The sequence below is a fragment of the Glycomyces sp. NPDC050141 genome (assembly GCF_055586545.1).
Map to the genome: position 1 here is coordinate 80,498 of NZ_JBVJHZ010000003.1, position 24,830 is coordinate 105,327.

Below are 24,830 nucleotides of genomic sequence, written 5' to 3' on the forward strand. Positions count from 1 at the left end.
CTAGAACGGGATGTCGTCTTCGTCGTCCCCGGCGAGGTCGAACGGGTCGACCTTCGCGGTGGGGGACATGGCGCGGCCGGACCGCGCGGTGGGGGCCGGGGCGGACCCGGCCTCGGCGGGGCGGGTGGCCCAGGCGGGGAACGGGAAGTTCACCACCAGCGGGACCGGGAGTTCGGGCTGGGCCACGAACATGGTGCCGGGCTTGGCCATGAGCACGCGCATGCGCTGCGCCTGCGTCAGGAACCCGTACTCGGGGCGCGTGGCCTCGGCGGCGTCGAGGCGGCCGACCACCCGGATAGCGGAGTTCGACGCGATGCGCCGCTCCACTTCGGACGCGGTCTGCTGGGCGCCGATGAGGATGACCCCGAGGGAGCGTCCGCGCTCGGCGATGTCGAGCAGGATGTCCTTGATCGGGCTGGTGCCCTCGCGCGGCGCGTACTTGTTGAGCTCGTCGAGGACCACGAACTGGAGCGGCCTGGCCGTGCCGGCCTTCTCCTTGCGCTCGAACTCGGTGCGGAGCACGACGCCGACGACGAAGCGCTGCGCCCGGTCGGGCAGGTTGTGCAGGTCCACGACGGTGACCTGGGCTTCGGAGGTGAGCACGGCGCCCTTGGGCGGCAGGTCGCCGCGGATGAGCCGCCCGATGTCGCGCCCGGAGGCGATGAGGCGGCGGATGAACGCGTTCACGGTGCCGAGGCCGATCGCCGACCCGGCCCACTCGGTGCGGGTCTCGTCGTCGGAGAGGCGCTCGCAGATGAGGTCGACGAGGTCGCGGTAGCTCGTGAGCAGCTGCCCGTCGACACTGATGGCGCCGTTGTCCTTGGGTCGGGCCTCCTTGCGGAGCCGGGCGGCGACCTGGTGGACGACCATCGTGTACTGCTGGCGGTCGTCGTCGCCGTCGGCGAACACGAACGGCAGCAGGCTGAGCTGGCAGAACTCGGCGAGGGTCCAGTAGAACGCGTCGACACCCGTGGACCGGCACGCCACGTCCGGGACGCCGTTGGAGTCGCCTTCGCGCGGCGGCGCGAGCACTTCCACGGACTTGAACGCGCCCGGTTCCATGCCCAGGCGCCGGTACGAGTCGCGCACGGTCTCGTCGATCTTCGTGTTGTCGTGGTCGAGGAGCAGCAGGTCCTCGCCCTTGACGTTGAAGATGAGCGCCTTCGTGTTCGCGGCCTCGGCGCCGAGCGCGCCGGAGTGCAGGAGCGAGTAGAGCATCCACGTCGCGAACGAGGTCTTCGTGGCCACACCCGAGATACCGGAGATGGAGACGTGCGCGCCCCTGGTGCCGTCGAGGAAGTCGGGGTTGAGGAACACCGGCTGGCCGTCGCGCGAGAACCCGAGGGGCACTTGGCGGGCCATGCCGTCGAAGTACAGGGCCCGGTCGCGGTCCTCGCCGGAGGCGCGCTGGACCTCGGCGCCGGGGCGCGGCGGCACGAACACCTCGGGTTCGACGCGGGTCACGGTGACCTCGGCGGCCTCCTGCACCTGCGCGGGGAGCAGGCCCCCGGCGATGTCGAACACGTCCGAGTCGAACTGGGCGCCTTCGTGGCGCGAGCGCACGGCGGTGACGACGCCGGAGATGCGGACCGTGCCGACCCCGGGCACCTGCCGCTCGGTGGTGAGCACGTCGTCGAGCTGGGCGTACGCGTCGGGGCCGACGCCGACCCAGAACGCCAGGGGCGTCGCGTCCTCAGTGCCGAGCACGCGGCCGACCGATTCACTCATCGGTTGATCCTCGCAGATAGCGCAGGATGAGGTTCCCCCCGGCTTCGAGGACGTGTCGCAGCTCCAGGGGCCTGGCCTCCGGGGACGCGGGGCCCTCGGCGATGCGCACGGGACCGGCCCCGACCAGGAGCGGCGAGAGCGTCAGGTCGAGTTCGTCGGCGAGGTCGGCGGCGATGAGGTCGCCGAAGACGCGCGGCCCGCCCTCGCACAGGATCTGCCGCAGCCCGCGCTCCCGCAATGCCGCGATCGCGGCGGCGTAGTCGACTTCGCCGGTGCCGACCGCGATCACGTCCGCGACCTTCCGGAACGGCCCGACCTGCGCTTCAGGCAGGTCGGCCGGGACGACGAGGACCGGGCGCCGCGGCGCGAGCGTGAAGATCCCCATGTCCGGGTCGAGCCCGGCGAGGCTGCGCGAGACGACCGCCATCACGGGCACCTCCGGCAGGCCCTGGGCCTTGCGCCAGGCCATCCGGTCGGGGGAGAGGACCAGCGGCCCGTACCCTTCCGCCGCCACCGTCCCGGACCCGGTCAGGAGCACGTCGCAGCGCGCCCGCAGGACCTTGAACACGCGCTTGTCCTCTTCACCCGAAAGGGGACCGGACAGGCCCTCCAGGGTCGCCGCGCCGTCGGCGCTGGCGACGAAGTTGACCCGCAGCCAGTCGGGGGCGGGCGGCGCGTACGCCGCGTAGACCTCGTCGTCGGTCAGTTCATCGAGTTTTCGGTACCGCACCTCTGCCACGGCTGAAAGGTAGCCCACGGCCCCGACAACCGGCCCGGTGGACGCTCAGTCGCCGAGGACGCGTTCCAGGTACGGGTTCGAGAAGCGCCTGTCGGGGTCGACTTCCTTTCGCACCGCGAGGAAGTCGTCGAAGTGCTCGTAGCGCTCGCCCAGGCGCTCGGCGTCGAGCGAGTGCATCTTGCCCCAGTGGGGGCGCCCGTCCGCGGCGTCGAAGATCGCCGCGCAGTCCTTGAAGTACGCCTCGTGGTCGTGCCGGTGGTACTGGTGCACCGCCACATAGGCGGTCCGGCGCCCCTGCGCGGTCGAGAGCCAGATGTCGTCGGCGGCCGCGAACCGCACCTCCACGGGGAACGACACGAGGTGCCTTTCGCGCTCTACGGTCGCGTGCAGCTCCCGCAGCACGTCGGGCAGTACCTCGCGCGGCAGCGCGTACTCCATCTCGCGGAACACGACCGAGCGCGGGGACGCGAAGACCCGGTGCGACACGTCCGTGTACTCCCGGGCGCTCCACACCCGCCCGGCGATCCGGTTGAGGCCCGGCACCATGCCGGGGAAGCGCGCCCCGACCCGGTTGCTCGCCTCGAACAGGGTGTTCTCGGTGAAGCCCTCGCTCCACCAGTACGACAGGCGGCTGGGTGCGCGGCTCGGCTCGGACATCGCGTACCGGTTGTTGCGTTTCGTCAGCGTCCTGGAGGTGTGCGGGAACCAGTAGAACTCGAAGTGGTCGTTCTCGGACACCAGCTCGTCGAGGTTGTCGAGCACGGTGTCGAGCCGCTCGGGCTTCTCGACGGCCTTCAGCCGGAACGCCGGGACGCACTGCAGCGTCACCTCCGCGATGACCCCGAGCGCCCCGAGCCCGAGCCGCGCGGCCGCGAACAACTCCGGCCGCTCGAACTCCGTACACTGTACGATCGAGCCGTCTGCAAGAACGAGCTTCAATCCCTTGACCTGCCAAGCGAACCCCCGGTACCGGTCCCCGGTGCCGTGCGTCCCCGTCGAGATCGCCCCCGAGATCGTCTGCCGGTCGATGTCGCCCATGTTCTCCAGCGCCAGCCCGTGCGCGTCGAGGACCTCGTTCAGCCGCCACAGCGGCATGCCCGCCTCCACGGTCACCAGGCCCGACCGCTGGTCGACCTCCACGACCTGGTCGAGACCGCCCATGTCGACCTGCACGCCGTCGGCGACCGCGATCCCGCTGAACGAGTGCCCGGCCCCGACCGCCTTCACGCGCAGCCCGTCCGAGGCCGCTGCGGTGACCGCCGCGGCCAGCTCCTCGGCGCCCGCGGGCCTGACGGTGCGGGCGGGGTCGGCGCTCTCGGTGCCCGACCAGTTCTGCCAGATCGAGGTTCCCACGGCAGCTCCCATAGCTACTCCGGTTGAATGTGAGGCGAACTTCACGGTAGCTTTCATCTAACCCCAATTGAGCTGCCGAAGGGAAGTCGGATGGGCTACCAGCGAGTTACCGGGGTCGATGCCCCCGCCGCACTCGAACACCGGTTCGCCGAGCTGGGCCGCGCCACCGCCGGGCTCCAGCCGCCGTTCGCGGTCGTCGACCTGAACGCCTTCGACACCAACGCGGCGATCCTGCGCCGCAACGCCATAGGGAAACCCCTGCGCCTCGCCAGCAAATCCCTGCGCTGCCGCACCCTCATGCGCAGAGCACTCAATCAGCCCGGCTTCAAGGGCATCCTCGGCTTCACCCTGCCCGAAGCACTATGGCTCGCACAGGAATTCGACGACATCGTCGTCGCGTATCCGACAGCCGACACCGACGCCCTCCGCGCCCTCGCCGCCGACGACGAGCTCGCCCGCCGCATCACCCTCATGGTCGACTCCGTCGAGCACCTCGACTTCCTGCGCCGCCACATCGAGCCCGACCCGAACCGGACCCTGCGGGTCTGCCTCGAACTCGACGTCTCCCTCGAACTCCTCGGCGGCCGCATCCACATCGGCGCCCACCGCTCCCCGGTCCGCACCCCCGAGCACGCCCTCGACATGGCCCACGAGATCGACAAGCGGCCCGGCGTCGACCTCGTCGGCATCATGGCCTACGAAGGCCAGATCGCGGGCGTCCAGGACGCCTACTCCGCCGCCGCCCTCAAATACCCGCTCGTGCGGCTCATGCAGCGCGTCTCCCGCCTCGAACTCGCCGAACGCCGCGCCGAGGCCGTCGCCGCCGTCCGCAGCGTCGCCGACCTCGAGTTCGTCAACGGCGGCGGCACCGGCTCGGTCGTCTCGACCGCCGCCGACCCCTCCGTCACCGAGATCGCCGCGGGATCGGGCCTCTACTCGCCCGCGCTCTTCGACGGCTACCGCTCGATCCGGCCCATCCCCGCCGCGTTCTTCGCCCTGCCCGTCGTCCGCCGCCCCCGCCCCGGCATCGTCACCGCCCTCGGCGGCGGCTGGGTCGCCTCCGGCGTCCCCGGCCCCGACCGCCTCCCCAAACCGACCTTCCCGGCAGGTATGCGCTTCTCCAAGACCGAAGGCGCAGGCGAGGTCCAGACCCCGCTCAAGGGCCGCGTCGCCGACGGCCTCGCCATCGGCGACCGCGTCTGGATGCGCCACGCCAAAGCCGGTGAACTCGCCGAACGCGTCAACACCCTCTACCTCGTCCGCGGCGGCGAACTCGTCGACGAGGTCCCCACCTACCGCGGCGAAGGCCACGCCTTCGCCTGACACACAACGCGAAAGGGCCCGGCGGGAAATCCGCCGGGCCCTTGCTCATCTTGGATCAGTCGTCGCCGCGGCCGTTGCCGCGGTTGTTCTCACCGGGCTCGCACAGCCCCAAGAACTCCGACATCGCGTCGCACGTCTCCTGCCCCGGCGGCGGCGTCGCAGCGACGCACTTCGTATCGCCCGGGTTCGCAACGCAGTACGCGCTGCTCGCGTCGATCATCCCCTGGTCGTTCAGGATGTCGTCCACGATCGCGCTGCCCGCGTGCGAAGACGCCTCCGTCCAGTTCTGCGACTCGTACCCCTCGGACTCGATCGCGCCGTTCATGAACTGGATCCACACCGGGTAGCTCAGCTTCGAACCGTAGACGCCGTCAGTGCCGCCGTCCTTGTTCAGCAGCGGCGCCGACTCCGCGGTCGCGTTGCCCACCCACGCGGCGATGCTCAGCTGCGGGATCGCGCCCACATACCAGGTGTGCGCGTTCGCGTCCCCGTACTCGTCGGCCGCCTGCCACGTACCGGTCTTACCGGTGAGCTGGCGGCCCCCGTCGATCGTGTCGCCCTCACCGGTGATCGTCGAACCCACCCACTGCAGGTTCTGCGCGATCGTCGAGTCCAGCGCCTGGTACGACTCCAGCTTCCGCTGCTCCGGGACCGGGTTCCCGTCGCGGTCGTACACCGCCTCGACGTAGTGCATCTCGTTGTAGACGCCGTCGGCCGCGATCGTCGCGTACACGCTCGCCATGTACGCCACCGAAGTCGGGTACTGGCCGAAGCTGATGTGGTAGTAGAACGGCGAGTTCTTCGAGCTCAGGTCCAGCGGCGTCTTGATCGGCGTCACCTTGTCGGACTCGTAGCCGTCGAGCGAGGCGTCCGTGTCGATGTTGCCCGTGACCGGGTCGGTCACGAACGAGCCGTCGTCGTTCTCGATGATGCCGTGGCGCGAGTACGTGATCGCCCCCTCGCTGTCGCGGTAGAACCGGTACGTGACCTCCTGGCCGTCCTCGGTCTGGGTCATCTGACGCATGCCCATGTTGACCGCGGTCTCCAGGATCGCCGTCGCGCCCCACTTCTCGGCGATCGCGTACATCGGCGTGTTCTTCGACTGCCGCACCGCCTCAGTGAGGGTCATGTGGTCCGCGCCGCCAGTGTTCGACCCCGAGTTCGAGATCGTCGGGTCGTCGAATGTCTCCAAGGAGTCGAACTCGCGCGGCGACTCCGCGTTCCACCACGAGTCGATCGAAGCGCCGTTCTCGATCGCCGTAGCCGCCGTGACCATCTTGAACGTGGACGACGGCGGGTGCGGGTTCTCCAGGCCGGCCTTGTCGATACCGAGGCCGTTGTCGCCGCCGTAGTAGCCCAGGACCCGGCCGGTGCCCGGCTCGACCGCGACGACCGCGCTGGCCATCGACTTGTTGTAGTCGTGGAGCGCCGCGTTGTCGTTGCTGTTGACGAACTCGAAGTAGCCGTCCTCGTTCACGTACTCGGCGGCGGCAGCGGCGTTCTCCTCGGTGACGACCGCGCCGTTGTCGTCGATGAGCTCGTCGTTCTCGTTCCTCTGCCGTTCGAGGTCGCCGCGCGAGGCGGTGCTCACGGCCGCGGCCTGGACGTCGGGGTCGAGGGTCAGCTCGACGGTGTAGCCGCCGGTGTTCTCTTCCTTGCCGTAGAACTCTTCCTGGCTGAGGCCGTAGCGGCTCTCCAGCTCGGCCCAGATGTAGCCGTCGGTCGGGTTGGTGATGAAGCCGGTGGTGGTGTCGTGGCCCCACGTGCCCGGGTTCTGCAGCGCTTCGAGGGTCTCGGGCATCCCGGCGTCGAGGTCCGCCTGGACCTTGGCGAGTTCGTCGGCGTTGAGGTCCTCGGTAAGCGTGAGCAGCGTGTTCATGCCGTGCGTCCAGCGGTCGAGCGGCGCGGTGCTGCCCTCCTCGGCGACCCGCGGGTCGAACGAGCCGTCACCGGCCTTGACCTGCATGACGAGCATCATGCCCTCGCCCCAGGACAGCTCCTCGACCTTCTTGCCGAACCAGACCTCGGCGGCGGCCTCGATGCCGTAGGAACCGCGGCCGTAGAAGTTGAGGTTGAGGTAGTGGAGCAGGATCGTCTGCTTGGAGTTGTCCTGCTCCAGCTTCATGGCCATGACGGCCTCGCGGGCCTTGCGGCCGTAGGTGAGGTCGTCGCGGATGTCGGAGACCATGCCCGCGTACTGCTGGCTGATGGTCGAGGCGCCCTGCGTGTCGCCGCCCTTGAGGTTGTTGACCAGCGCGCGCATGGTGCCCTTGTAGTCGACGCCCTCGTGCTCGAAGTAGTCCTTGTCCTCCAAGGCGAGCAGGGACCAGACGACCGAGTTCGGCAGCTGCTCGTACTCGTCCACGAGCTTGCGCGTGTACTCGCCGTACCCGGCGATCGGGGTCTCGCTGCCGGCGAGCGTGAAGGTGGTGGACTCGCCGAACTTGAGGTCCTCGGGGGCGGGGACGTTCTGGAAGAACCAGGACCCGGCCACGGTGATCGCGCCGAGGAACATCAGGCACACCATGATGAGCGCCGCGTAGACGCGGCGGCGGCGCACCGACATGCGCTTCTTCTTGCGGCCCTTCTTCGCGGCACCGGGGACCGGCTTGGGCTTGGCGGCGCTGACGACCGACGCGCGCCCCATGTTGCCGCCGCCCGCGACGGAAGGCTGGCCTACCGGCGGGCCGCCCATCGGCGGGCCTGCCGGGGAGCCGCCCATCGGGGGGCCGACCGGGGGTCGCATCGGCGGACCCATCGGCGGGCCTGCAGGGGGACCGGCCTGGTGGCGCGGGGCAGGGTGCTGAAAGTCGCTCATGCTCAACCATCCACGAGTTGTGAGGTGCCGATCCGCGGCGTGTGGCCTGCGACCGGCTTCGGCGAGCGCTGCTGAGGAGCAGTAAGGCTGGCGCCCGCAGAACTTTGGATGTTAGCGGACCACGCCCGGTAGGCGAGGGGTGCTCGGTTTCGCGGGTGAGGAAGGCCGCTTAACGACCACCTTAGACCTCCACTGCCACCACGCGACCGGCATGCCGGTGACGAACCGGCACACACCGTCACGACCCGGATGCGACTACTTCGCGACGCCGCGCGCGGCCTGCCTCCCCGAGAACAGGCACCCGCCCAGGAACGTCCCCTCCAGCGACCGGTACCCGTGCATCCCGCCCCCGCCGAACCCCGCCGCCTCACCGGCCGCGTACAGCCCCGGCAGCGGCTCCCCGTCGGCCCTCAGGACCCGCCCGTCCAGGTCGGTCTGCAAGCCGCCCAACGTCTTCCGCGTCAGCAGGTTCAGCCGCACCCCGATGAGCGGCCCGGCCTTCGGATCGAGCAGCCGGTGCGGCGACGCGACCCGGATGAGCTTGTCGCCTCGGTAATTCCTGGCCCCTCTCAAGGCCGTGACCTGCAGGTCCTTCGTGAACTTGTTGTCCATCTCGGCGTCCCGCGCCTCCACGGCCGCCCGCACGGTCTCGTAATCGAGCAGGCCCTCGCCGGTGATCCCGTTCATCTTCGCGACCAGCTCCGGCAGCGTCGCCGCCACGGCGAAGTCCGCACCGTGCTTCTTGAACGCCTCCACAGGCCCCGGCGCGCCCGGCAGCACCCGCTTGAGCAGCAGCTTGATGTCCTTGCCCGTCAGATCCGGGTTCTGCTCGGACCCGGAGAGCGCGAACTCCTTCTCCAGGATCTTCTGCGTGAGCACGAACCACGTGTACTCGTGGCCCGTGGTCATGATGTGCTCCAGCGTGCCCAGCGTGTCGAACCCGGGGAACAGCGGCGCGGGGAGCCGCTTCCCGGTCGCGTCCAGCCACAGCGACGACGGCCCCGGGAGAATCCGGATGCCGTGGTGCGGCCAGATCGGGTCCCAGTTCTCGATGCCCTCGGTGTAATGCCACATCCGGTCGCGGTTGATCAGGTTCGCCCCGGCCTCCTCGGCGATCCCGAGCATCCGCCCGTCCACGTGCGCCGGCACGCCCGAGATGAGCCGCTTGGGCGCCTTCCCCAGCCGCTCCGGCCAGTTCTGCCGCACGAGGTCGAAGTTCCCGCCGATCCCACCCGACGTAACGACGACCGCCTCAGCGCTGATCGCGAACTCGCCAAGAGGCTCCCGAGTGGTCGCCACCCCGCGCTTGGACCCGTCAGGAGAAAGCAGCGTCCCGGACACCCCGGTCACGACACCATCGGTCACGGTCAGCTCATCAACCCGATGCCGGAACTTGAGCTGCACCTTCCCCTCATGGGCGGCCTGCCGGACCCGCCGCGCGAACGGCTCCACGATCCCCGGCCCGGTGCCCCACGTGATGTGGAAGCGCGGCACCGAGTTCCCGTGGCCCTGCGCCGTATAGCCCCCGCGCTCGGCCCACCCGACGACCGGGAAGAACCGGACCCCCAAGGCGTGCAGCCAGGCCCGCTTCTCCCCGGACGCGAAGTCCACGTACGCCTCGGCCCACTTCCGCGGCCACTCGTCCTCGGGCCGGTCGAACCCGGCCGTCCCGAGCCAGTCCTGCCACGCGAGGTCGTGGGAGTCCTTGATCCCCATCCGCCGCTGCTCGGGCGAGTCGACCAGGAACAGCCCCCCGAACGACCAGAACGCCTGGCCCCCGAGCGACTGCTCGCCCTCCTGCTCCAGCACGGTCACGCTCTTCCCGAGCCTGACCAGCTCCGCAGCAGCGGCCAACCCGGCCAACCCCGCACCGACCACGATGACGTCACTGTCCATCGCCCGAGCCTCCCCAGCAGCAGTTCCGACGCCTACTGGCGCGTAGCGTCAATATGCCAGTACCGCGACCTGCGGTCAACTGACTGGAGACTTCTCCTTCAGGACCCCCTGATGCGGCATCCGCCAAGCCGCGGCAAGCGTCGAAGGCCGCAGGTTCTCCGCCCCGCCGAAGAACTCGCAGAACTTCATGATGAGAGGGTCCCACCCGACCGGGTCCACATAGTCCGTCCCCGGCACGAGCAACCCCTCCTCGATATGCGCCCGGACAACCCGAACCTCGAAAGCAGTAGCGGTCCCTCCGAACCCATGAGCAGCCTCAACCACGCACTCCAGCTGAATAGGACTCTCCAGAACCCGAGGCGCCCCGACAACCTCCGACGGCTGCGGAGTCAACCCGGCAGCAGAGAACTTGTCGGCCTCAAACCGATACCCCTTGGCCACCTTCGTATCCGGCACCGGGTTAGCCCCGGTCAAAGGAGCAAGCAAATCCACGGCATCCACGAGGTCCGCGGGAACCATGTTCAGGACACACTCCCGCTCCCGCAGCATGTTCTCCGTCGTCTTCGACCGGTTCCCCATCCCCAACATCGCCGACTGCCCCAACCACCACGCCGAAGACATCGGCGCCACATTCCCCGACCCGTCAGCATTCCGACTGCTGATGAGCACCACCGGAGTCCCGAAGTACAGCACCTTCAGATCCGCCTTCACATGCATGACAACCCCTCTCAACCAACCTGACCCACCCAACTAAACCCGCCCCACCCCCACCCAAGCTGGCCAAAAACCGACCTCGCATTCACGAACCCCCGCAACGGTGTCAGCCGCATAGACTGAAACCCCTCTTTGTGCCCACCCCCGCGAGGTGACGACATCCCATGACCGAAGTACCAGAGTTCGAACTCGGCCGGGTCTACGGCCGCGACGAAATCTTCGACAACTGGGGAGGCTCTCGCTACAGCGGGATCGTGCACTCCAGGAAGACCCCAAACGTCATGATCTTCTCCGATCCCCTCAAAGGCGAACCGTACGGTTACATCGATAACCTTGATCTCTACGACGATGTCGGCCCGCTCGTCCTCTACACCGGAGAAGGCCGTGTTGGCGACCAGAAGCTGACGAACGGAAATGCCGCAATCCTCAACCATCACGAGGACGGTCGAGCAATCCGACTCTTTGAGGCAGTTGGCTACGCGAATGGTTCGGGTGGTGCGCGGCTCCACAAGTACCTCGGTGAATACGAGGTAGATCTGCCGACAACGCACGATTTCTCAAGTGCGCCCGATGAGAACGGTGACCTCAGGAAGGTCATCGTCTTCCAGCTACGGCCGGTCGGGTCGACGGCAGAGCCGTCGGTCGAAGAAAAGCTGGTGCTGCCTGGCATCACCTACATCGACTTCCATGCCACCGCGGAGGTCGACCCGGCCGAGCCGGTCGTGAGCAAACTTGTCGAGCCCGAGAGCAACATCGCTTCCATCATCGTGCGCAGAGCAATCGAGCAGACCGAGGTTCGACGGAGGGAAGCGGATCTGGTCGATCGATTTCGAGCCACGCTCGAGTCGAATGGCCACGAGGTCAAGCGGTGCAAGATCTCCATCACAGAACTACGCACCGTGTTGCTGAGCGATCTTTTCGACGTCTCCGACAACATCCTCTACGAGGCCAAAGGGCGAGCCGACCGAAACTCAGTTCGGCTGGCGATCGGGCAACTTCTCGACTACCAGCGCCACATCGATCCCAAGCCTTCAGCCCTTGCGGTTCTACTTCCAGAGCCTCCGCAGGAAGACCTGCGGGGCTTGATCGAGTCCGTTGGAATCGAGCTGGTCTACGAAGAAGACGGACAGTTCGTGGGCTGGCCGGTGGCCGGGAGCTAGCTATGTCTTGTCGCCCACCCATCATGCTACTGTCGGGTAACTTGTTGGGTGGGTGATCGCGCCCGCGGGACTTCGGTGGTGCTTTGATGAACCTCTACTTCCGGTTGCTGCTGCTGTGGATGCGTTCGCGGCGGCGGGGGGCGATTGGGTTGTGGGATACGGCTGCGACTCCCTTCAGGGTTGTGCCGACGGACCTTGATCCGTTCGGGCATATGACCAACAGCCGGTACCTGACGATCATGGACGTGGGACGGATCGATCTGATGATGCGATCCGGGTTCTGGTCGAAGATGAAGGAAAAGGGCTGGTACCCGGTCGTGGCCGGGCAGACCATCACCTACAAGAAGTCGTTGCAGCCGTGGCAGCGGTTCGAGCTCCGGACGAGGGTGCTCGGGTTCGACGAGCGGTGGGGTTACACCGAGCAGACCTTCTGTGTCGGTGATGTGGTGTACGCCCAGGCCTTCGTGCGGACCCGGTTCCTGAAGCGGTCCGGGGGATCGGTTGAGCACGATGAGCTGGAGAAGGTCGCTGGAGGATTCCCGATCGATCGGGAAGTTCCCGAGTGGTTGGTGGAGCTGACGGCCGCGACCCGGATCGGCGATTCGGCGAAGTAGGCGGCGGCCGTTGTTGTCGGAACTGCACGCCCTCGCCGAAGGCTTGACCCTCAGGTAACCAGAGCTCATAACGTGGTCGCCATGAGTCACCGCGAACTGCTCAGCATCGGCGAGTTTTCCGTCAAGACGGGCCTGTCGATTCCGGCGCTGCGCCACTACGACGAGGTCGGACTGTTGCGACCGGCCCGAGTCGACCCCGGCACGGGATATCGGCGTTACCGGGTCGACCAAGCGCCGCAAGCGAAGCTGATCCGCCACCTGCGTTCGGTGGACCTACCCATCGACCAGATCCGTACGGCACTCGCCGACCAGAGCGGGCAGGAGACTGCAGCAGTGCTGCATCTGCACCGTGAACGAATCCTGAAGCGGGCTCATGCCATCGCACAGCTGGCTGACGCTGTCGGCCGGCACTTTGCAGAAGGGACTGAAATGAATATCGTCAAGGAGGACCGGGTGGTCCAGGTGACGGTTCCGGCGCGGAACTTCGACAAAACAGTCAGGTTCTACACGGAGGCCTTCGGCCTCGAATACGACCAGAGCATCTCCTCGTTCCAGTTCGGCGCGTGGGAGACGGACTCGTTCTTCCTGCTGACGCTCGACCGGTCGGCGGGAACGACTACGGATGGCGGGGTGAACCCTGCGAAGTTCGGCTTCTACGTCGATGACTTGGACGCCGCGCACGCGGCCGCGATCAGCGCGGGCGCCACGCTCGTCCAGCCGCCCGAGGAGTCCGACTACGCCCCTCGGCGTTGCGTGATCGAAGACCCCAGCTCCAACCAGATCTCGCTCTACCAGCGCTGACCCATTGCTCTGGAGGAAGATTGATCCCCTTCCTCCAGAGTCCTAGCGCCCTGGTGGCAGTGACCGCGGGGGAGTGCCAGGGCTTGGCGGGCTAGGCGATGGCTGTTCCGGTGGTGGCGACGGGTCGGGTGGCGAGGGTGCTTCGATCGGAGCCGGGATCGGGAGTTCCCATGCGGCATGGCGGAACTGGGTGATCAGGTGGTCTGTAGCTGACTCGATCTCCTCGCGGCGGAGCCGGTCTTCGAGACGGTTCGACGCGATGCGGGAGAGTATGAGGATGTTCAGCGCGGTCTCGCGGAGCAGGTGATTGAGCGGGATTCGCTTGCGGGCTCCTGCGAGCGCGGTAATGGATTCGGCGAGGTTGTCGAGTTCGGGTGCTGAGGTTGGTGCGGACATCGATGCCTCCAGTTGTTGTGAAGTTGTCGGGGCGAAGCGCCTCGTTGCAAAAAGTGTAGAGGTGACCACCGACAGTTTCTTTGCTCGAGCCGCGAGCAGGGTGCGAATCGAAGGACTTGGGGCGGCCGCGCCCGGGACCCACCATCGCGGGCGCGGCCAGTCGGTGCCGGGCGCTTGCTGCCTGGGAGGAGCGCGCTCGGCGGCACCGATTCGGGTTAGGTCCTTGTGGGTGGGTGTTGGATTTGATATGTGCCGCAAGGGAACTTGATCGGGCAGCGGTAGTGCTTGCTGCAGGTCTGGCACCAGGGAGGCGTGCCGCCGTCTGACTTGTGTTCGCCGGGGACCGGGGTCGGGGTCGTGTTTGGAGATGGGTTCATCGCCCGGCCCGCCAGTTCTGGTAGAGGGCGAAGACGGTTTGGCGGAGGACTTCGCGGAGTTCGGGGGTCGGGAAGCGCCAGCGGGATTCCGACACGAGGTGGAGGTTGGGGGAGTTGGTGTCGGGTCCGGTGAGGACTCCGAGGTAGTCGGAGAGTTCGCCTGGCGCGATCCGGAAGCACATCACGGAGCCCCAGTCGGGGTCCAGGATGCAGCGGACACGGGTTGAGCCGACGAGGGCAATGCCGATCTCAAGTTCCTGGGCCACAGGCGAAGGTGGTTTCTTATGATCGACGCTCGGGTACTGCATGTTGCCTCCGGTTCGCTCAAGCCATTGGTCTGGCACCTGCGATGCATCGAAGGTAGGCCGGGTCGTATTGCCGGATCAATAGCAAAACCCCAGGTGGCGGCCTGGCTGTGAAGTATCGCGGCGTTGTACGCCATGCGCGCATGGCGCGGTGTCGCGCCAGGATGCCATGTGGAATGCCGCGCGTTGTGGAGGTTTTACAGTTCGCGATTTTTGTGATACTTGTTCGATGGCAACAGGAACGGCGCTACGCCGACAGGTGGGGCGCGAGACTGAGAAGCTACGTCTCGCAGCCCAGATTCCCGTAACTGATTCGCGCATCGTGCGGATTGTCGGATCGACTCGCACGTATCAACGGTTCGCCAACGGCCACAAGACGGGTCTGACCTTTCCGGTAATCGGAGCCCTCGCCCGGCTATTCAATGCTCCGATCGAGAAGCAGGCCGAGCTGGAGCGGTTGTGGGACCTGGTTGACGAGACCTCATGGCTGCAGTCGATCGATGCGATGACGAAGTCCGGTTTCCACGCCTACATCGAGTTGGAGCGACTTGCCAGCCGAATCGACTCGAACGAGACGATGTTCGTGCATGGCCTGCTGCAGCGCGAGAGCTACATGCGCATGCTGTTCGAGCGGAATAGGAGTCTTTCGCCCGCAGACATCGAGGAACGAGTAGAACGGCGGCTTCAGCGTCAGAAGGGCTTCGAGAGCCGGGGCGCTTCGGTGACCCTGAACGTGGTTATGGGGGAGGGCGTCCTGCGCTCGGGATGTCCCGAAGATCAGTTGGAGTACCTCGTCGAGAAGGATTCCGAGCCGCACATCACCGTGAGCTACGTGCCCTTCGAGGTCGGGCCAGTGCTGGGCTTGGATGTTCCGTTCCACGTACTATCCTTCACCGAGGATGACGACCCGGACCTCGCCTACTTCGACGCTCCTGATGGTGCTCGCTATATCGAGCTGCCCAGAGCGGTCGCCGAGTTCCGCGCGGCGGTTGATGGCGGCCGCTCGCTAGCGAGGTCGATTAAGGAGATCAAGCTATGAGGCAGAGCAAATGGCGGAAATCCAGTCGCAGCGGTGGGGATGACAACGCCTGTGTTGAGGCGCGTACAGGCGAGACGGGTTTCCAGGTTCGGGACAGCAAGCTTGGCGAGGATTCCCCGATTTTCGAGCTAGCGGCGCTTGACTTCACCGGTCTGCTCCGCGCAGCTGAGCGGTCCTAGCGGTGTAAAGCCCGTGGGGCGGAAGGCTTTGCCTTCCGCCCCACGGGCTTCTGTCTGTTTAGACCCTTGCCAGGATTTCTCCGTGGGGGATCATCAGCCAGCTTTCGCGATCCCTGGCCCAGGCCTTCCAGGCCTCCGAGATGGCTTCCAGCTCCTCCTGCGTCGCGTGGTTGCCGCCAACTGCTTGCTTCGCGAAATCTGAGTGCAGGGCTCGGTCAGCCCACAGGGTGCCCCACCAGTTTCGGTCCTGCTCGTTGCTGAAGGTCCAGGTGGTCGAGGTGGCCTGGACCGACTTCTCTTCGAAGCCGGCTCTCAGCGCCCAGGCCTTCAACATGCGACCCGCATCCGGCTCGCCCCCGCCAGCCCGAGCAACCTCTTCGTAGAGATCCAGCCACTTGCTCAGGCCCTCGGACTCCGGGAACCACGTAAACGCCCGATAGTCGCTGTCGCGCACCGCGACTACGCCACCAGGCTTGGTTACCCGTCGCATCTCTCTCAAGGCCTGGACTGGGTCGCCCACATGCTGGAGAACCTGATGTGCATGCACCACATCGAAGCTGTCATCCGCGTACTCGAGGCCATGAACATCCGCGACCCCGAAGGTCATGTTCGTGATGCCCCGAGCCTCGGCTTCGTGCTCGGCCTGCTCGATGATGGCCGGTTCGTAGTCGACCGCCGTGACATGTCCGTCCGGAACCAGCGCAGCGAAGTCGGCCGAGATAGTGCCTGGGCCGCAGCCGATGTCGAGGATCTTGCTGTCCGGTCGCAGCTCGGCCAACAAGTAGGCCGCCGAGTTCTCGGCGGTTCGCCAAGCGTGAGAACGCAGCACCGACTCGTGGTGGCCGTGGATGTAGGTCGCAGTCTCTTTCGCCATGAGGAGACCCTACCGATCGGTGCCTAATATATGGGAGGCGTTTCCTGAATAATGGAACCAACTGGAGATGAGGGCTGGGATTGTCGTGAACCTGACAAGCGACACCAAGCTGCGATTCCAGGTCCAGGTTCGCTTGCCGCCTAACGTGATGCCATGAGGAACATCTCAATGGAACGTCGGGCTGAGGCCCGAGAAGCCGGGCGGGAGACGGTCCGGGCTGAGACTCGGGCGCGGCTGATCAGGGCGATCCTGGCCTTCCTCGACGGGAACGGCGTGCGGCTCACCGACGAAGAGCGTGAACGCTGTGCCTCGTGCACAGACGATGCACAGGTCGAGTCGTGGCTGTTCAAGGCCCCGTTCGTATCGAATGCGTCGGAGCTGTTCGAAGAGGACCGGCCGCGACCCTGAGCGGACTCACCATCCGCGCCGCTGTGCGAGCCAGTCGGCCGCAGCGCCTGCGGCCCAGCGCATGAGGTCGTTGATCGCAGGGGCGACGATCCGGCTCGGAGCGTCCTCCCATCCACGGACTAGAGCGCCCGTGATCGCGGTGAGTGCGGTGTCGAGTTCGTTGCCGGTGACGCCGTCGGTGGTTGGGTGCGCCCAGAAGAGCCGGTCGGCGTCGTGATCGTCGCCGTTCGCGATGACCAGCAGCATCGCCGTGTCGACCCAGGGCGGTGTGTATCGAGGTTTGGTCCAGTCGCAGATCCAGGCCCGATCGGGGCCCAGGAAGAAGTTGTCGGGTCGTAGGTCGCCGTGGGTCACCTGATCGGTGATGAAGATCTGGTCGATGCCGGTTTCGATGTGCGCCAGTTCGTCCCAGCGGCCTTCAAGCGTCGGCGGTAGCGCGATCGGGGCAGCGGTGCCGGCAACGACGTTTTGGAAGTAGCTGAGGTTGTCGGCGGTCTTGGGGCGGATGCCGCTCGCGACGAGTTCCGGCGGGGGAGGGTTGAGGGCATCGGCGGTGAGCGCCCAGGCGTCGAGCATCCGGCGGAGGTCATCGGGGTGCAGGGGGAGAGTTACCGGCTTGCCTTGGAGGGCTTGGAATCCGGTGACGGTCCAGTCGTCGATGTCGGCGTGGAAGCGGACCTTTGCGGCCGGGATCTCGGGCGGGAGGGCGCCCGTTACGCGGGCTTCGTCTCGGTAGGCGTCGCGGATCTCGGGGGTGAGCGGGCCTGCGGCTTTGATGAAGAGTTCGGTGCCGGAGGTGGACCGCACGCGGCCTGCGAAGCCGGCGGTGAAGCCGCCTCCTGCGATCGAGATGGCGATCGGTTCGCTGCCGAGTTCGGTGGTGATGCGGGCGCGGACGGGGTCGGGCAGTGTCTCGTATGCGGGTCGGATGGCCGTGGCGGCGAAGTCGGGTGGCGTGCCCGGTCCCGCTGGTCGGGGACCGGGCGATGCGGCATTCGGGGTCACGTCCAGCCGCGACGCAGGCTCCCCGGTCACGTCCAGCCGCGGCGTTGGGCGAGCCAGTCTGCTGCGGCGAGGCCGCTCCAGTGCTGGTGGGCGCGCAGGTGCGGAGAGATGTCCGGGATCGGAGGTTCGACGGATCGGGACAGGTAGTAACCGGTGATCGAGGCAAGCCCGGTGTCAAGCTGATCGGGGGTGACCCCAGCGGCGGTCGGGTGGGACCAGAAGAGGGCGTCCGCGTCATGGCCGTCGCCGTGGGCCGCAACGAGGAAGCAGGCGGTGTCGAACCAGGTCGAGTGCACCTGGACCCAGTTCCAGTCGCAGATCCAGGCCTGGTCGGTGCCGACGATCATGTTGTCCGGGCGAAGGTCGAAGTGCATGACCGCATCGGCGGCCATGGCCTCGTCGATGCCGCTCTCAATCTCAGCGAGTTCACTAAGGCGGCCTCGCAACGCGAGCGGGACCGGGAACGAGTCCGCCTCTCCGGCGGCGATCCGGGCGAAGAGTCGCAGGTCCTCATCGATGGGGACGGCGGTGACGCCGAGGTCGAGCAGGGCTTGCGGGGCCGGGGTGAGGGCCGCAGCAGCCTGGGCCCAGGCGTCGAGCATGAGGTCGAGGTCGCGGGGGTTCATGGGGAGGGTCGGGGCGCTGCCGTCGACGGCTTCGAAGCCGAGGACGATCCAGTCCTCGATGTCGGCGGCGAACTCGAGGCGCGGGGCCGGAACTTCTCGGGGGAGAGCGGCGCTGACGCGGGCCTCTTGGCGGCAGGCGGCGAGCGAGAAGGGCCGGTCGGGGCCCGCGGCCTTGATGAAGAGTTCGGCGCCTGATTCGGCGCGGACGCGGGCGGCGAAGGCGCCGCTGAAGCCGCCGCCTGCCATGCGGATGTCTGTGGGCTTGCCACCGAGCTCGGCGATGATGCGCTCTTGGATCGACGCCGGAAGGGTCGACCAGGAGTCGCGGACGGCGGTGGCGTCGTAGGGGACCGTGGGTCCGAAGCGGGACATGGGGATGAGTGTGGCTGGGCTCCGGCGGCGCCGCAACGGGTTTAGGCGCGCGAGCGGCCCCCGCTGCCGTGGTGGGGACGGCGGCGAGGGCCGGGGTTCATTCTAAGCGTTGGCGAGCAGGGAGGGAATCACCACCGGCAGCACGTAGCAGCCGATGTCGCCGACGGCGCTGTAGGCGAGCGCCCAGTTCGCGGTCTTCGCGTCGCGGCACAGCACTACGAACACCACCATGCAGCTCAGTGCGCGCTGCGCGTCGGTCATGAACCGCAGCCACGACTCGGCCTGCGCCGGATCGGGTTGCAGCACGGCGTCGAACAGGAGGGCGATCACCCGGTCGTCGCCTTTGGAGTAGGCCGCCGCGACGCAGACGCGGAGGCGCCCGGGCTGCTCGGGGAGGGTGATCGTCCTGCGGGAGACGGTGATGGCGTCGTATTCGGGGAGGTCGGGCCCGTCGGTCCAGTTGTACAGTTCGGTCGCGAATTCGGGGCGTGTCTCCATCAACATGGCGAGGAGTTCGTTGTACTCGATCGACATTCGAGTTCCTAACTTCCGCGTGGGGTCACAAAAGGTGGGTTGTAGGAACAACGAGGACACGCTTTGCCGGTTACGGGTAGGTGTCGCGACTTGTGGAGACCGCCTGCAGATGCAGGAGTGCGGCAATTGCATGCAGAAGGGGGGGGGGGGGGGGGGGGGGGGGGGGGGGGGGGGGGGGGGGGGGGGGGGGGGGGAGGGGGAGAGGGGGGGGGGGGGGGGGGGGGGGAACCCCCCCCCCCCCCCCCCCCCTTCAGGAGCTTCCAGCCGTCCTTACAGGCCCAGCTGGTGTTCGAAGTTGCCTTCTTCGATGCGCTTGGTGACCGCTTCGAGGTAGCGGGCCGCGTCGGCGCCGTCGATGAGGCGGTGGTCGTAGCTCAGCGTCAGGTGCATGACCGAACGCACCGCGATGACCTCGCCCAGCTCGGGGTCGTTGATCACGCGCGGGCGCTTGACGATCGCGGCGGTGCCGAGGATCGCGGACTGCCCGACCGGGACGATCGGCGTGTCGAACAGCGCGCCCACCGAACCGGTGTTGGTGATCGTGAACGTCGCGCCGAACAGGTCGTCGGGCGCCAGGCCGCCGTCGCGGGCCTTCTTGGCGATCTCGGCGATCCGCTTGGCCAGACCCGGGATGTTCAGGTCGCCGGCGTTCTTGACGACCGGGACGATGAGGCCCTTCGGCGTGTCCACCGCGAAGCCCACGTGCTCGGCCTCGGGGTAGTTGATCGTCTTCTCCTCCATGTTCATGGTGGCGTTGACGATCGGGTACTGCTGCAGGGCCTCGATGGCGGCGATCGAGAAGAACGGCAGGAAGGAGAGCTTCACGCCGTGGCGGGCGAGGAACTCGTCCTTCTTGGCCGCGCGGAGCTTCGCCACCTTCGTGACGTCCACTTCGCGCACCGTCGTCAGCTGCGCCGTGGTCTGCATCGACTGCAGCAGGGCCTTGGCGGCGGCCTGACGGAGGCGGCTCATCTTCTCGGTGCGGCCGCGCAGCGGGCTGATCTCGGCCGGGGCCGGAGCGGCCTTGGCCGGGGCGGCAGCGGCTGCCGGAGCGGGCTCCGGAGCCTTCTTCGCGTCGATGACGGCCTGGACGTCCTCCTTGCGGATGCGTCCGCCCACACCGGAACCGGAGACCTCGGCGAGGTCCACGCCGTTCTCGGAGGCGAGCTTGCGCACCAGCGGCGTCACGTACGAGCCGGACGGCTTCGACGCGGCCGGAGCCGCGACGGGAGCCGGAGCGGACTCGACCTTGGCCGGGACCGGAGCGGTCGGCGTCGCAACGGCCGGGGCCGCAGGGACAGGCTCGGACTTCACAACCGGGGTCGGCTCGGCGACAGGTGCCGGAGCTGCGGCAACGGCGGCACCGGAACCGATGATCGCGAGCACGGAACCGACCTCGGCGGTCTCGTCCTCGGCGACCCGGATCTCCAGCAGCGTCCCCGCAGCCGGGGACGGGATCTCCGTGTCGACCTTGTCAGTCGAGATCTCCAGCAGCGGCTCGTCCACCTCGACGGTGTCGCCCACGGCCTTCAGCCACGACGTCACCGTGCCCTCGGTGACCGACTCGCCCAGCTCGGGGAGCAGGACCTCGGTCCCCTCGGCGGCACCCGCGGAGGGAGCGGCCGGGGCCTCGGCGACGGGAGCCGGAGCGGCGGCGACCGGAGCGGCCTCGGGCTCGGGCGTGGGCAAAGGCTCCTGGGCCGGAGCGGGCGCCGCGGGGGCGTCGCCGGCGGCCTCGGACGGGTCGCCGATGATCGCCAGCTCGCCGCCGACCTCGACGTCCGTGTCCTCGGGAACCACGATCTTCAGCAGCACACCGGCGACCGGCGAAGGAACCTCGGTGTCGACCTTGTCGGTCGAGACTTCAAGGAGCGGCTCGTCGATCTCGACGGTGTCGCCTTCCTTCTTGAGCCACTGGGTGACAGTGCCCTCGGTGACCGACTCACCGAGCGCGGGCATCGTTACCGATGTCGGCATCGTTCGTTCAACTCCTGCGGTTGTGGATTAGTCGTGGACGTGCAGCGGCTTGCCGGCCAGCAGCATCGCCGCTTCGCCGATCGCCTCGTTCTGGGTGGGGTGCATGTGGATCAGCTTCGCGACGTCGTCCGCGTAAGCCTCCCAGTTGAAGATCAGCTCCGCTTCGCCGACCTGCTCGGAGATACGCGATCCGACCATGTGGACGCCGACGATCGGGCCGTCCTCGACCGACACGAGCTTGATGAAGCCCTGGGTCTTGAGGATGATCGACTTGCCGTTCCCAGCGAGGTTGAACGACACCGACTTGATCTTGTCGGCCCCGTACTTCTCCTTCGCCTTGTCCTCGTTGAGGCCCACCGAGGCCACCTCGGGCTCGGTGAAGGTGACGCGCGGGATGCCGGTCTCGTCGATCGGGGTCGGGTTCAGACCCGCGATGTGCTCGGCCACGAAGATGCCCTGGGCGAAGCCGCGGTGCGCGAGCTGGATGCCGGGGACGATGTCGCCGACGGCGTACACGCCCGGGATGGCGGTCTGCAGGTGCTCGTTGACCGGGACGAAGCCGCGGTCGAGCGTGATGCCCTGCTCCTCGTAGCCGATCCCGGCCGTGACCGGGCCGCGGCCGACGGCCACGAGCACGATGTCGCCCTCGACGACTGTGCCGCCCTGGATCGTGACCTGCACGCCCGTGGCGGTCTTCTCGACCTTCTCGAAGAACTTGCCGGTGTGGAACTTGATGCCGCGCTTGCGGAACGCCCGCTCCAGCTGCTTCGACGAGTCGGCGTCCTCGGCCGCGATGAGGCGGGGGAGGCCCTCGATGATCTCGACCTCGACGCCCAGCGACTTCCAGGCGGAGGCGAACTCGACGCCGATGACGCCGCCGCCGATGACGATGGCCTTGTTCGGCAGCTCGGAGAGTTCGAGCGCGTGCTCGGAGGCGATGATCTTCTCACCGTCGATCTCGATGCCCGGGAGGGTCTTCGAGTAGGAGCCGGTGGCGAGGATGAGGTTCTTGCCGGTGACGGTCTGGCCGTTGTCTACCGCGATCGTGTTCGGTCCGACGAGCGTGCCGGTGCCGTTGATGAACTCGACCTTGTGGGCCTTGACCAGGCCCTGGAGGCCCTTGTACAGGCGGGAGACGACGTCGTCCTTGTACTTCTTCACCGCGCCCATGTCGACGCCCTTGAACTCGGCCAGGATGCCGAACTGGTCGGACTCGCGCGTCGTGTCGGCGACCTCGCCGGCGTGGAGCAGCGCCTTGGTGGGGATGCAGCCGCGGTGCAGACACGTGCCGCCGACCTTGTCCTTCTCGATCAAGGCCACCGACAGGCCCAGCTCGGCCGCCCGGAAGGCCGCAGCGTAACCGCCGCTGCCGCCGCCCAGGATGACGACGTCGTATCCTGCGTTCGGGTCGCTCATTGCTCTCCCCACTTAACGATGCTTAGGTTCGGAGCCCATCCTTCCACCGGCGGCGACTCGTGGTCGTCCAGACCCGGTGGTTGGAGTGTGCAACACCATTCAACCGCTTGCTGCGAGCATTCGGAAAGTCCCCTTCGTGTGCGGCTGGACACAGGTGTCTTAGGGCATGTGTACGCTTGGAAATCACGCCTCGAGTGGTGCGGGAGGATTCGGCCGTGGGCTTGTTCGGACGCAAGAAGAAACAGGGCAAGGGGACGCTGGACCGGGCCTCTGACAACGCTGACCAGCGGCATCTCATCGATTTCATCAAGTCGCGCGTGGGCGTCGAGGCCTACCTCGAGCCCAAGACCACCGTCACCGAGACGACGGTCATGCTCATCGCGCACGACGGCGAGTGGACGCGGCGCCGCGTCGACGGCCCGGCGGGCGCGTTCGCCCTGGGCCGCAAGTACAGCACCCCGGTCTATGAAGTGGCGAAGACGGGGTATCCGCAGCGTAAACGCGATTACGACGCCCGGCGCAAGCTCGAGCAGCAACGCCGCCAGTAGCGTTTTCGACCCCAGTTTTCACAACGATTCCGCAATATTCACCGCACTGTCCCGCCACTTGGTGGTGAGGGAGTGACGGCATGCGAAAAGGGCCCGGCTGCTGCCGGGCCCTTATTGCACGGTTGTGATTACGCGGCGAACTCTTCGAGCAGCGCCACGAGCGTGCGCACCGGGAAGCCGGTCGCGCCCTTCGCGATGTAGCCGTACGTCGAGTCCGAGTCGGCCGGGCCCGCGATGTCGAGGTGCGCCCACGGCAGCTCCTCGGGCACGAACTTCGACAGGAACACCCCGCCCTGGACCATGTGGCCGTCGCGCTTGAGGCCCGTGGCGCACTGCGAGACGTCGGCGATCGAGGACTCCATGAGCTTCACGATGTCCTCGGGGAACGGCATCGGCCAGCCGTGCTCGCCCGTGGTCTCGCCGATGCGGCGCAGCCGCTCGGTCTCGGTGTCGGTGCCCATGAGGCCCATGGTTCGCCGCCCCAGCGCGATGAGCTGGCCGCCCGTGAGCGTCGCCACATCGTAGAGCGCGTCGGGCTCGTCCTCGAGGGCCCGCGAGATCGCGTCGGCGAGCACCAGGCGGCCCTCGGCGTCGGTGTTCAGCACCTCCACGGTCATGCCGTTGCGGATCGTGATCACATCGGACGGGCGGAACGAGGAACCGGAGAGCATGTTCTCGGCCAGCGCCACCGTGCAGGTCACGTTCACGTTCAGGCCCAGTTTCGCGGCGGCCACGGTGGCGCCGACGACGGCCGCGGCTCCGGCCATGTCGCCCTTCATGTCCCACATGCCCGCGCCGGGCTTGATGTTGATGCCGCCCGAGTCGAACGTGATGCCCTTGCCGACGAACGCGACGTGCTGCGTCGCGCCTTCGGGCCGGTAGGAGAGGCGCACCAGGCGCGGCTCGGCCGAGGAGCCGCCGCCGACGGCGAGGACGCCGCCGTAGCCGCCCTCGGAGAGCGCCTCGGCGTTCAGGATCTCGACCTCGATGCCCGCCGAGGTCGCGGCCTGCTCGATCTCGATGGCGAACGTGGGCGGGCGCAGGAGGTTCGCGGGGGTGTCGGCCCAATCCTTGACGAGCGCGACGCTGTCGGCCAGCACAGTGGCCTTCGCTACCGCGGCCTCGCTCGCGCCGTAGACGCGGACCTCGGCGGGGGCGGCGTCGCCGTTGCCCTCGGTCTTGTAGCCCTCGAACTTGTAGGCGGCGAGCGCGGCGCCGACGGCCGTGGCCTCGGGGTCGCCCTCGAACACGATCGCGGCGCTGGCCTTGCCGAACGCGGCGCGAACGGCGGTCCCGGCGGCGCGGCGGAGGGTCTCGTCGTCCAGGTCGTCGGCGTCGCCGAGGCCCACGGCGTAGACCAGCTTGGCGGCGAGCGCGTCAGGCGCGGGCAGGCGGGTGAGCGACGAGGCCGACCCGGTGTTGCCGAGGACCGCCAGCTGCTCGGCGAGGCGGCCGCCGAAAGCAGCGTCGACGCCCGCGAGGCTCTCGGGGAGCACGGGCGCGTCCTCGCCGGAGAAGACGCCGACGACGAGCACTTCGGCGTCGCTCGCCGTGATGTCGCCGGAAGCGTTGATCAGAGCTGTCACGATCCATCCTTAGCTGTGGTGGGGACCAAATGCTCCGATCCT

At 67.6% G+C, this 24,830-nt stretch carries 22 protein-coding genes; 8 read left to right on the top strand and 14 right to left on the bottom strand.

Annotation, left to right across the window (positions count from 1 at the left end; translation table 11 throughout):
• Genes ACZ60M_RS02670 through ACZ60M_RS02680 form a run of 3 tightly spaced genes read right to left on the bottom strand, consistent with a single transcriptional unit; the run spans position 1 to position 3,832 of the window.
• On the bottom strand, positions 1–1,728 hold the full coding sequence (locus tag ACZ60M_RS02670) for an ATP-binding protein (protein WP_465414001.1): 1,728 nt from the start codon (positions 1,726–1,728) through the stop codon (positions 1–3).
• Complete coding sequence (locus ACZ60M_RS02675) at positions 1,721–2,467, bottom strand: pyrimidine reductase family protein (protein WP_465414003.1); 747 nt, start codon at positions 2,465–2,467, stop codon at positions 1,721–1,723. Before ACZ60M_RS02675 ends, ACZ60M_RS02670 begins: the two co-directional genes overlap by 8 nt.
• A gap of 45 nt (positions 2,468–2,512) precedes the next feature.
• Positions 2,513–3,832, bottom strand: coding sequence for a D-arabinono-1,4-lactone oxidase (locus tag ACZ60M_RS02680; protein ID WP_465414004.1), 1,320 nt, complete (start codon positions 3,830–3,832; stop codon positions 2,513–2,515).
• A gap of 78 nt (positions 3,833–3,910) precedes the next feature.
• Here ACZ60M_RS02680 and ACZ60M_RS02685 point away from each other — a divergent pair, with 78 nt between their 5' ends.
• Complete coding sequence (locus tag ACZ60M_RS02685; protein ID WP_465414006.1) at positions 3,911–5,143, top strand: amino acid deaminase/aldolase; 1,233 nt, start codon at positions 3,911–3,913, stop codon at positions 5,141–5,143.
• A gap of 55 nt (positions 5,144–5,198) precedes the next feature.
• On the opposite strand, the gene ACZ60M_RS02690 is transcribed toward ACZ60M_RS02685, so the two are convergent.
• The 3 genes from ACZ60M_RS02690 to ACZ60M_RS02700 form a co-directional block, all read right to left on the bottom strand.
• On the bottom strand, positions 5,199–7,889 hold the full coding sequence (locus ACZ60M_RS02690) for a transglycosylase domain-containing protein (RefSeq protein ID WP_465414008.1): 2,691 nt from the start codon (positions 7,887–7,889) through the stop codon (positions 5,199–5,201).
• 327 nt (positions 7,890–8,216) lie between these two features.
• Entirely contained in the window at positions 8,217–9,857 is a 1,641-nt protein-coding gene (locus ACZ60M_RS02695) for an FAD-binding dehydrogenase (RefSeq protein ID WP_465414010.1), read from the bottom strand.
• A 75-nt stretch (positions 9,858–9,932) separates the two neighbouring features.
• Positions 9,933–10,574: a flavin reductase family protein gene (locus ACZ60M_RS02700; protein ID WP_465414011.1), complete on the bottom strand. Its 642-nt coding sequence runs from the start codon at positions 10,572–10,574 to the stop codon at positions 9,933–9,935.
• Positions 10,575–10,735: 161 nt separating this feature from the next.
• Here ACZ60M_RS02700 and ACZ60M_RS02705 point away from each other — a divergent pair, with 161 nt between their 5' ends.
• The 3 genes from ACZ60M_RS02705 (at position 10,736) to ACZ60M_RS02715 (ending at position 13,146) form a co-directional block, all read left to right on the top strand.
• Positions 10,736–11,731, top strand: coding sequence for an SRA domain-containing endonuclease (locus ACZ60M_RS02705; RefSeq protein WP_465414013.1), 996 nt, complete (start codon positions 10,736–10,738; stop codon positions 11,729–11,731).
• An 86-nt stretch (positions 11,732–11,817) separates the two neighbouring features.
• Positions 11,818–12,345, top strand: a complete 528-nt coding sequence (locus ACZ60M_RS02710) for an acyl-CoA thioesterase (protein ID WP_465414014.1) — start codon at positions 11,818–11,820, stop codon at positions 12,343–12,345.
• Positions 12,346–12,426: 81 nt separating this feature from the next.
• Entirely contained in the window at positions 12,427–13,146 is a 720-nt protein-coding gene (locus tag ACZ60M_RS02715) for a MerR family transcriptional regulator (protein ID WP_465414016.1), read from the top strand.
• A gap of 769 nt (positions 13,147–13,915) precedes the next feature.
• Here the strand turns inward: ACZ60M_RS02715 and ACZ60M_RS02720 are convergent.
• On the bottom strand, positions 13,916–14,185 hold the full coding sequence (locus ACZ60M_RS02720) for a hypothetical protein (protein WP_465414018.1): 270 nt from the start codon (positions 14,183–14,185) through the stop codon (positions 13,916–13,918).
• A gap of 268 nt (positions 14,186–14,453) precedes the next feature.
• Between ACZ60M_RS02720 and ACZ60M_RS02725 the strand changes: the two genes are divergently transcribed.
• Together ACZ60M_RS02725 and ACZ60M_RS02730 are read left to right on the top strand one after the other, a co-directional pair.
• A complete protein-coding gene (locus tag ACZ60M_RS02725; RefSeq protein ID WP_465414020.1) occupies positions 14,454–15,263 on the top strand; it encodes a DUF5753 domain-containing protein in 810 nt (269 codons plus the stop codon).
• Positions 15,260–15,442, top strand: coding sequence for a DUF397 domain-containing protein (locus ACZ60M_RS02730; protein ID WP_465414022.1), 183 nt, complete (start codon positions 15,260–15,262; stop codon positions 15,440–15,442). Before ACZ60M_RS02725 ends, ACZ60M_RS02730 begins: the two co-directional genes overlap by 4 nt.
• Before the next feature lie 58 nt (positions 15,443–15,500).
• Here the strand turns inward: ACZ60M_RS02730 and ACZ60M_RS02735 are convergent, their stop codons facing one another.
• Entirely contained in the window at positions 15,501–16,316 is an 816-nt protein-coding gene (locus ACZ60M_RS02735; RefSeq protein WP_465414023.1) for a class I SAM-dependent methyltransferase, read from the bottom strand.
• Positions 16,317–16,484: 168 nt separating this feature from the next.
• Here ACZ60M_RS02735 and ACZ60M_RS02740 point away from each other — a divergent pair, with 168 nt between their 5' ends.
• Entirely contained in the window at positions 16,485–16,724 is a 240-nt protein-coding gene (locus tag ACZ60M_RS02740; RefSeq protein WP_465414025.1) for a hypothetical protein, read from the top strand.
• A gap of 6 nt (positions 16,725–16,730) precedes the next feature.
• Here ACZ60M_RS02740 and ACZ60M_RS02745 read toward each other — a convergent pair whose 3' ends face one another.
• From ACZ60M_RS02745 to lpdA, 5 genes are all read right to left on the bottom strand, one after another.
• Positions 16,731–17,759, bottom strand: a complete 1,029-nt coding sequence (locus ACZ60M_RS02745; protein WP_465414027.1) for a phosphotransferase — start codon at positions 17,757–17,759, stop codon at positions 16,731–16,733.
• The gene (locus tag ACZ60M_RS02750) at positions 17,756–18,727 is read right to left on the bottom strand and encodes an aminoglycoside phosphotransferase family protein (protein WP_465414029.1); all 972 of its coding nucleotides are present in this window, start codon (positions 18,725–18,727) and stop codon (positions 17,756–17,758) included. Before ACZ60M_RS02750 ends, ACZ60M_RS02745 begins: the two co-directional genes overlap by 4 nt.
• 102 nt (positions 18,728–18,829) lie before the next feature.
• Positions 18,830–19,261, bottom strand: coding sequence for a hypothetical protein (locus tag ACZ60M_RS02755; protein ID WP_465414031.1), 432 nt, complete (start codon positions 19,259–19,261; stop codon positions 18,830–18,832).
• Between the two features lie 270 nt (positions 19,262–19,531).
• Positions 19,532–21,238: a 2-oxoglutarate dehydrogenase, E2 component, dihydrolipoamide succinyltransferase gene (gene sucB / locus ACZ60M_RS02760; RefSeq protein ID WP_465414033.1), complete on the bottom strand. Its 1,707-nt coding sequence runs from the start codon at positions 21,236–21,238 to the stop codon at positions 19,532–19,534.
• 27 nt (positions 21,239–21,265) lie between these two features.
• On the bottom strand, positions 21,266–22,654 hold the full coding sequence (lpdA, locus tag ACZ60M_RS02765) for a dihydrolipoyl dehydrogenase (protein ID WP_465414034.1): 1,389 nt from the start codon (positions 22,652–22,654) through the stop codon (positions 21,266–21,268).
• A 215-nt stretch (positions 22,655–22,869) separates the two neighbouring features.
• Here lpdA and ACZ60M_RS02770 point away from each other — a divergent pair, with 215 nt between their 5' ends.
• Positions 22,870–23,202, top strand: a complete 333-nt coding sequence (locus tag ACZ60M_RS02770; protein WP_465414036.1) for an oxidoreductase — start codon at positions 22,870–22,872, stop codon at positions 23,200–23,202.
• 128 nt (positions 23,203–23,330) lie between these two features.
• On the opposite strand, the gene ACZ60M_RS02775 is transcribed toward ACZ60M_RS02770, so the two are convergent.
• A complete protein-coding gene (locus ACZ60M_RS02775; protein ID WP_465414038.1) occupies positions 23,331–24,788 on the bottom strand; it encodes a leucyl aminopeptidase in 1,458 nt (485 codons plus the stop codon).
• Positions 24,789–24,830 lie beyond the last annotated feature (42 nt).

What these genes read in the sequence shown, in the direction of transcription:
- ACZ60M_RS02740 (WP_465414025.1), top strand. Translation starts at nt 16,485, where the DNA reads ATGGAACGTCGGGCTGAGGCCCGAGAAGCCGGGCGGGAGACGGTCCGG.
- ACZ60M_RS02735 (WP_465414023.1), bottom strand. Translation starts at nt 16,316, where the DNA reads ATGGCGAAAGAGACTGCGACCTACATCCACGGCCACCACGAGTCGGTG.
- sucB (WP_465414033.1), bottom strand. Translation starts at nt 21,238, where the DNA reads ATGCCGACATCGGTAACGATGCCCGCGCTCGGTGAGTCGGTCACCGAG.
- ACZ60M_RS02750 (WP_465414029.1), bottom strand. Translation starts at nt 18,727, where the DNA reads ATGTCCCGCTTCGGACCCACGGTCCCCTACGACGCCACCGCCGTCCGC.
- ACZ60M_RS02670 (WP_465414001.1), bottom strand. Translation starts at nt 1,728, where the DNA reads ATGAGTGAATCGGTCGGCCGCGTGCTCGGCACTGAGGACGCGACGCCC.
- ACZ60M_RS02700 (WP_465414011.1), bottom strand. Translation starts at nt 10,574, where the DNA reads ATGCATGTGAAGGCGGATCTGAAGGTGCTGTACTTCGGGACTCCGGTG.
- ACZ60M_RS02755 (WP_465414031.1), bottom strand. Translation starts at nt 19,261, where the DNA reads ATGTCGATCGAGTACAACGAACTCCTCGCCATGTTGATGGAGACACGC.
- ACZ60M_RS02695 (WP_465414010.1), bottom strand. Translation starts at nt 9,857, where the DNA reads ATGGACAGTGACGTCATCGTGGTCGGTGCGGGGTTGGCCGGGTTGGCC.
- lpdA (WP_465414034.1), bottom strand. Translation starts at nt 22,654, where the DNA reads ATGAGCGACCCGAACGCAGGATACGACGTCGTCATCCTGGGCGGCGGC.
- ACZ60M_RS02730 (WP_465414022.1), top strand. Translation starts at nt 15,260, where the DNA reads ATGAGGCAGAGCAAATGGCGGAAATCCAGTCGCAGCGGTGGGGATGAC.
- ACZ60M_RS02680 (WP_465414004.1), bottom strand. Translation starts at nt 3,832, where the DNA reads ATGGGAGCTGCCGTGGGAACCTCGATCTGGCAGAACTGGTCGGGCACC.
- ACZ60M_RS02685 (WP_465414006.1), top strand. Translation starts at nt 3,911, where the DNA reads ATGGGCTACCAGCGAGTTACCGGGGTCGATGCCCCCGCCGCACTCGAA.
- ACZ60M_RS02725 (WP_465414020.1), top strand. Translation starts at nt 14,454, where the DNA reads ATGGCAACAGGAACGGCGCTACGCCGACAGGTGGGGCGCGAGACTGAG.
- ACZ60M_RS02690 (WP_465414008.1), bottom strand. Translation starts at nt 7,889, where the DNA reads ATGCGACCCCCGGTCGGCCCCCCGATGGGCGGCTCCCCGGCAGGCCCG.
- ACZ60M_RS02715 (WP_465414016.1), top strand. Translation starts at nt 12,427, where the DNA reads ATGAGTCACCGCGAACTGCTCAGCATCGGCGAGTTTTCCGTCAAGACG.
- ACZ60M_RS02705 (WP_465414013.1), top strand. Translation starts at nt 10,736, where the DNA reads ATGACCGAAGTACCAGAGTTCGAACTCGGCCGGGTCTACGGCCGCGAC.
- ACZ60M_RS02710 (WP_465414014.1), top strand. Translation starts at nt 11,818, where the DNA reads ATGAACCTCTACTTCCGGTTGCTGCTGCTGTGGATGCGTTCGCGGCGG.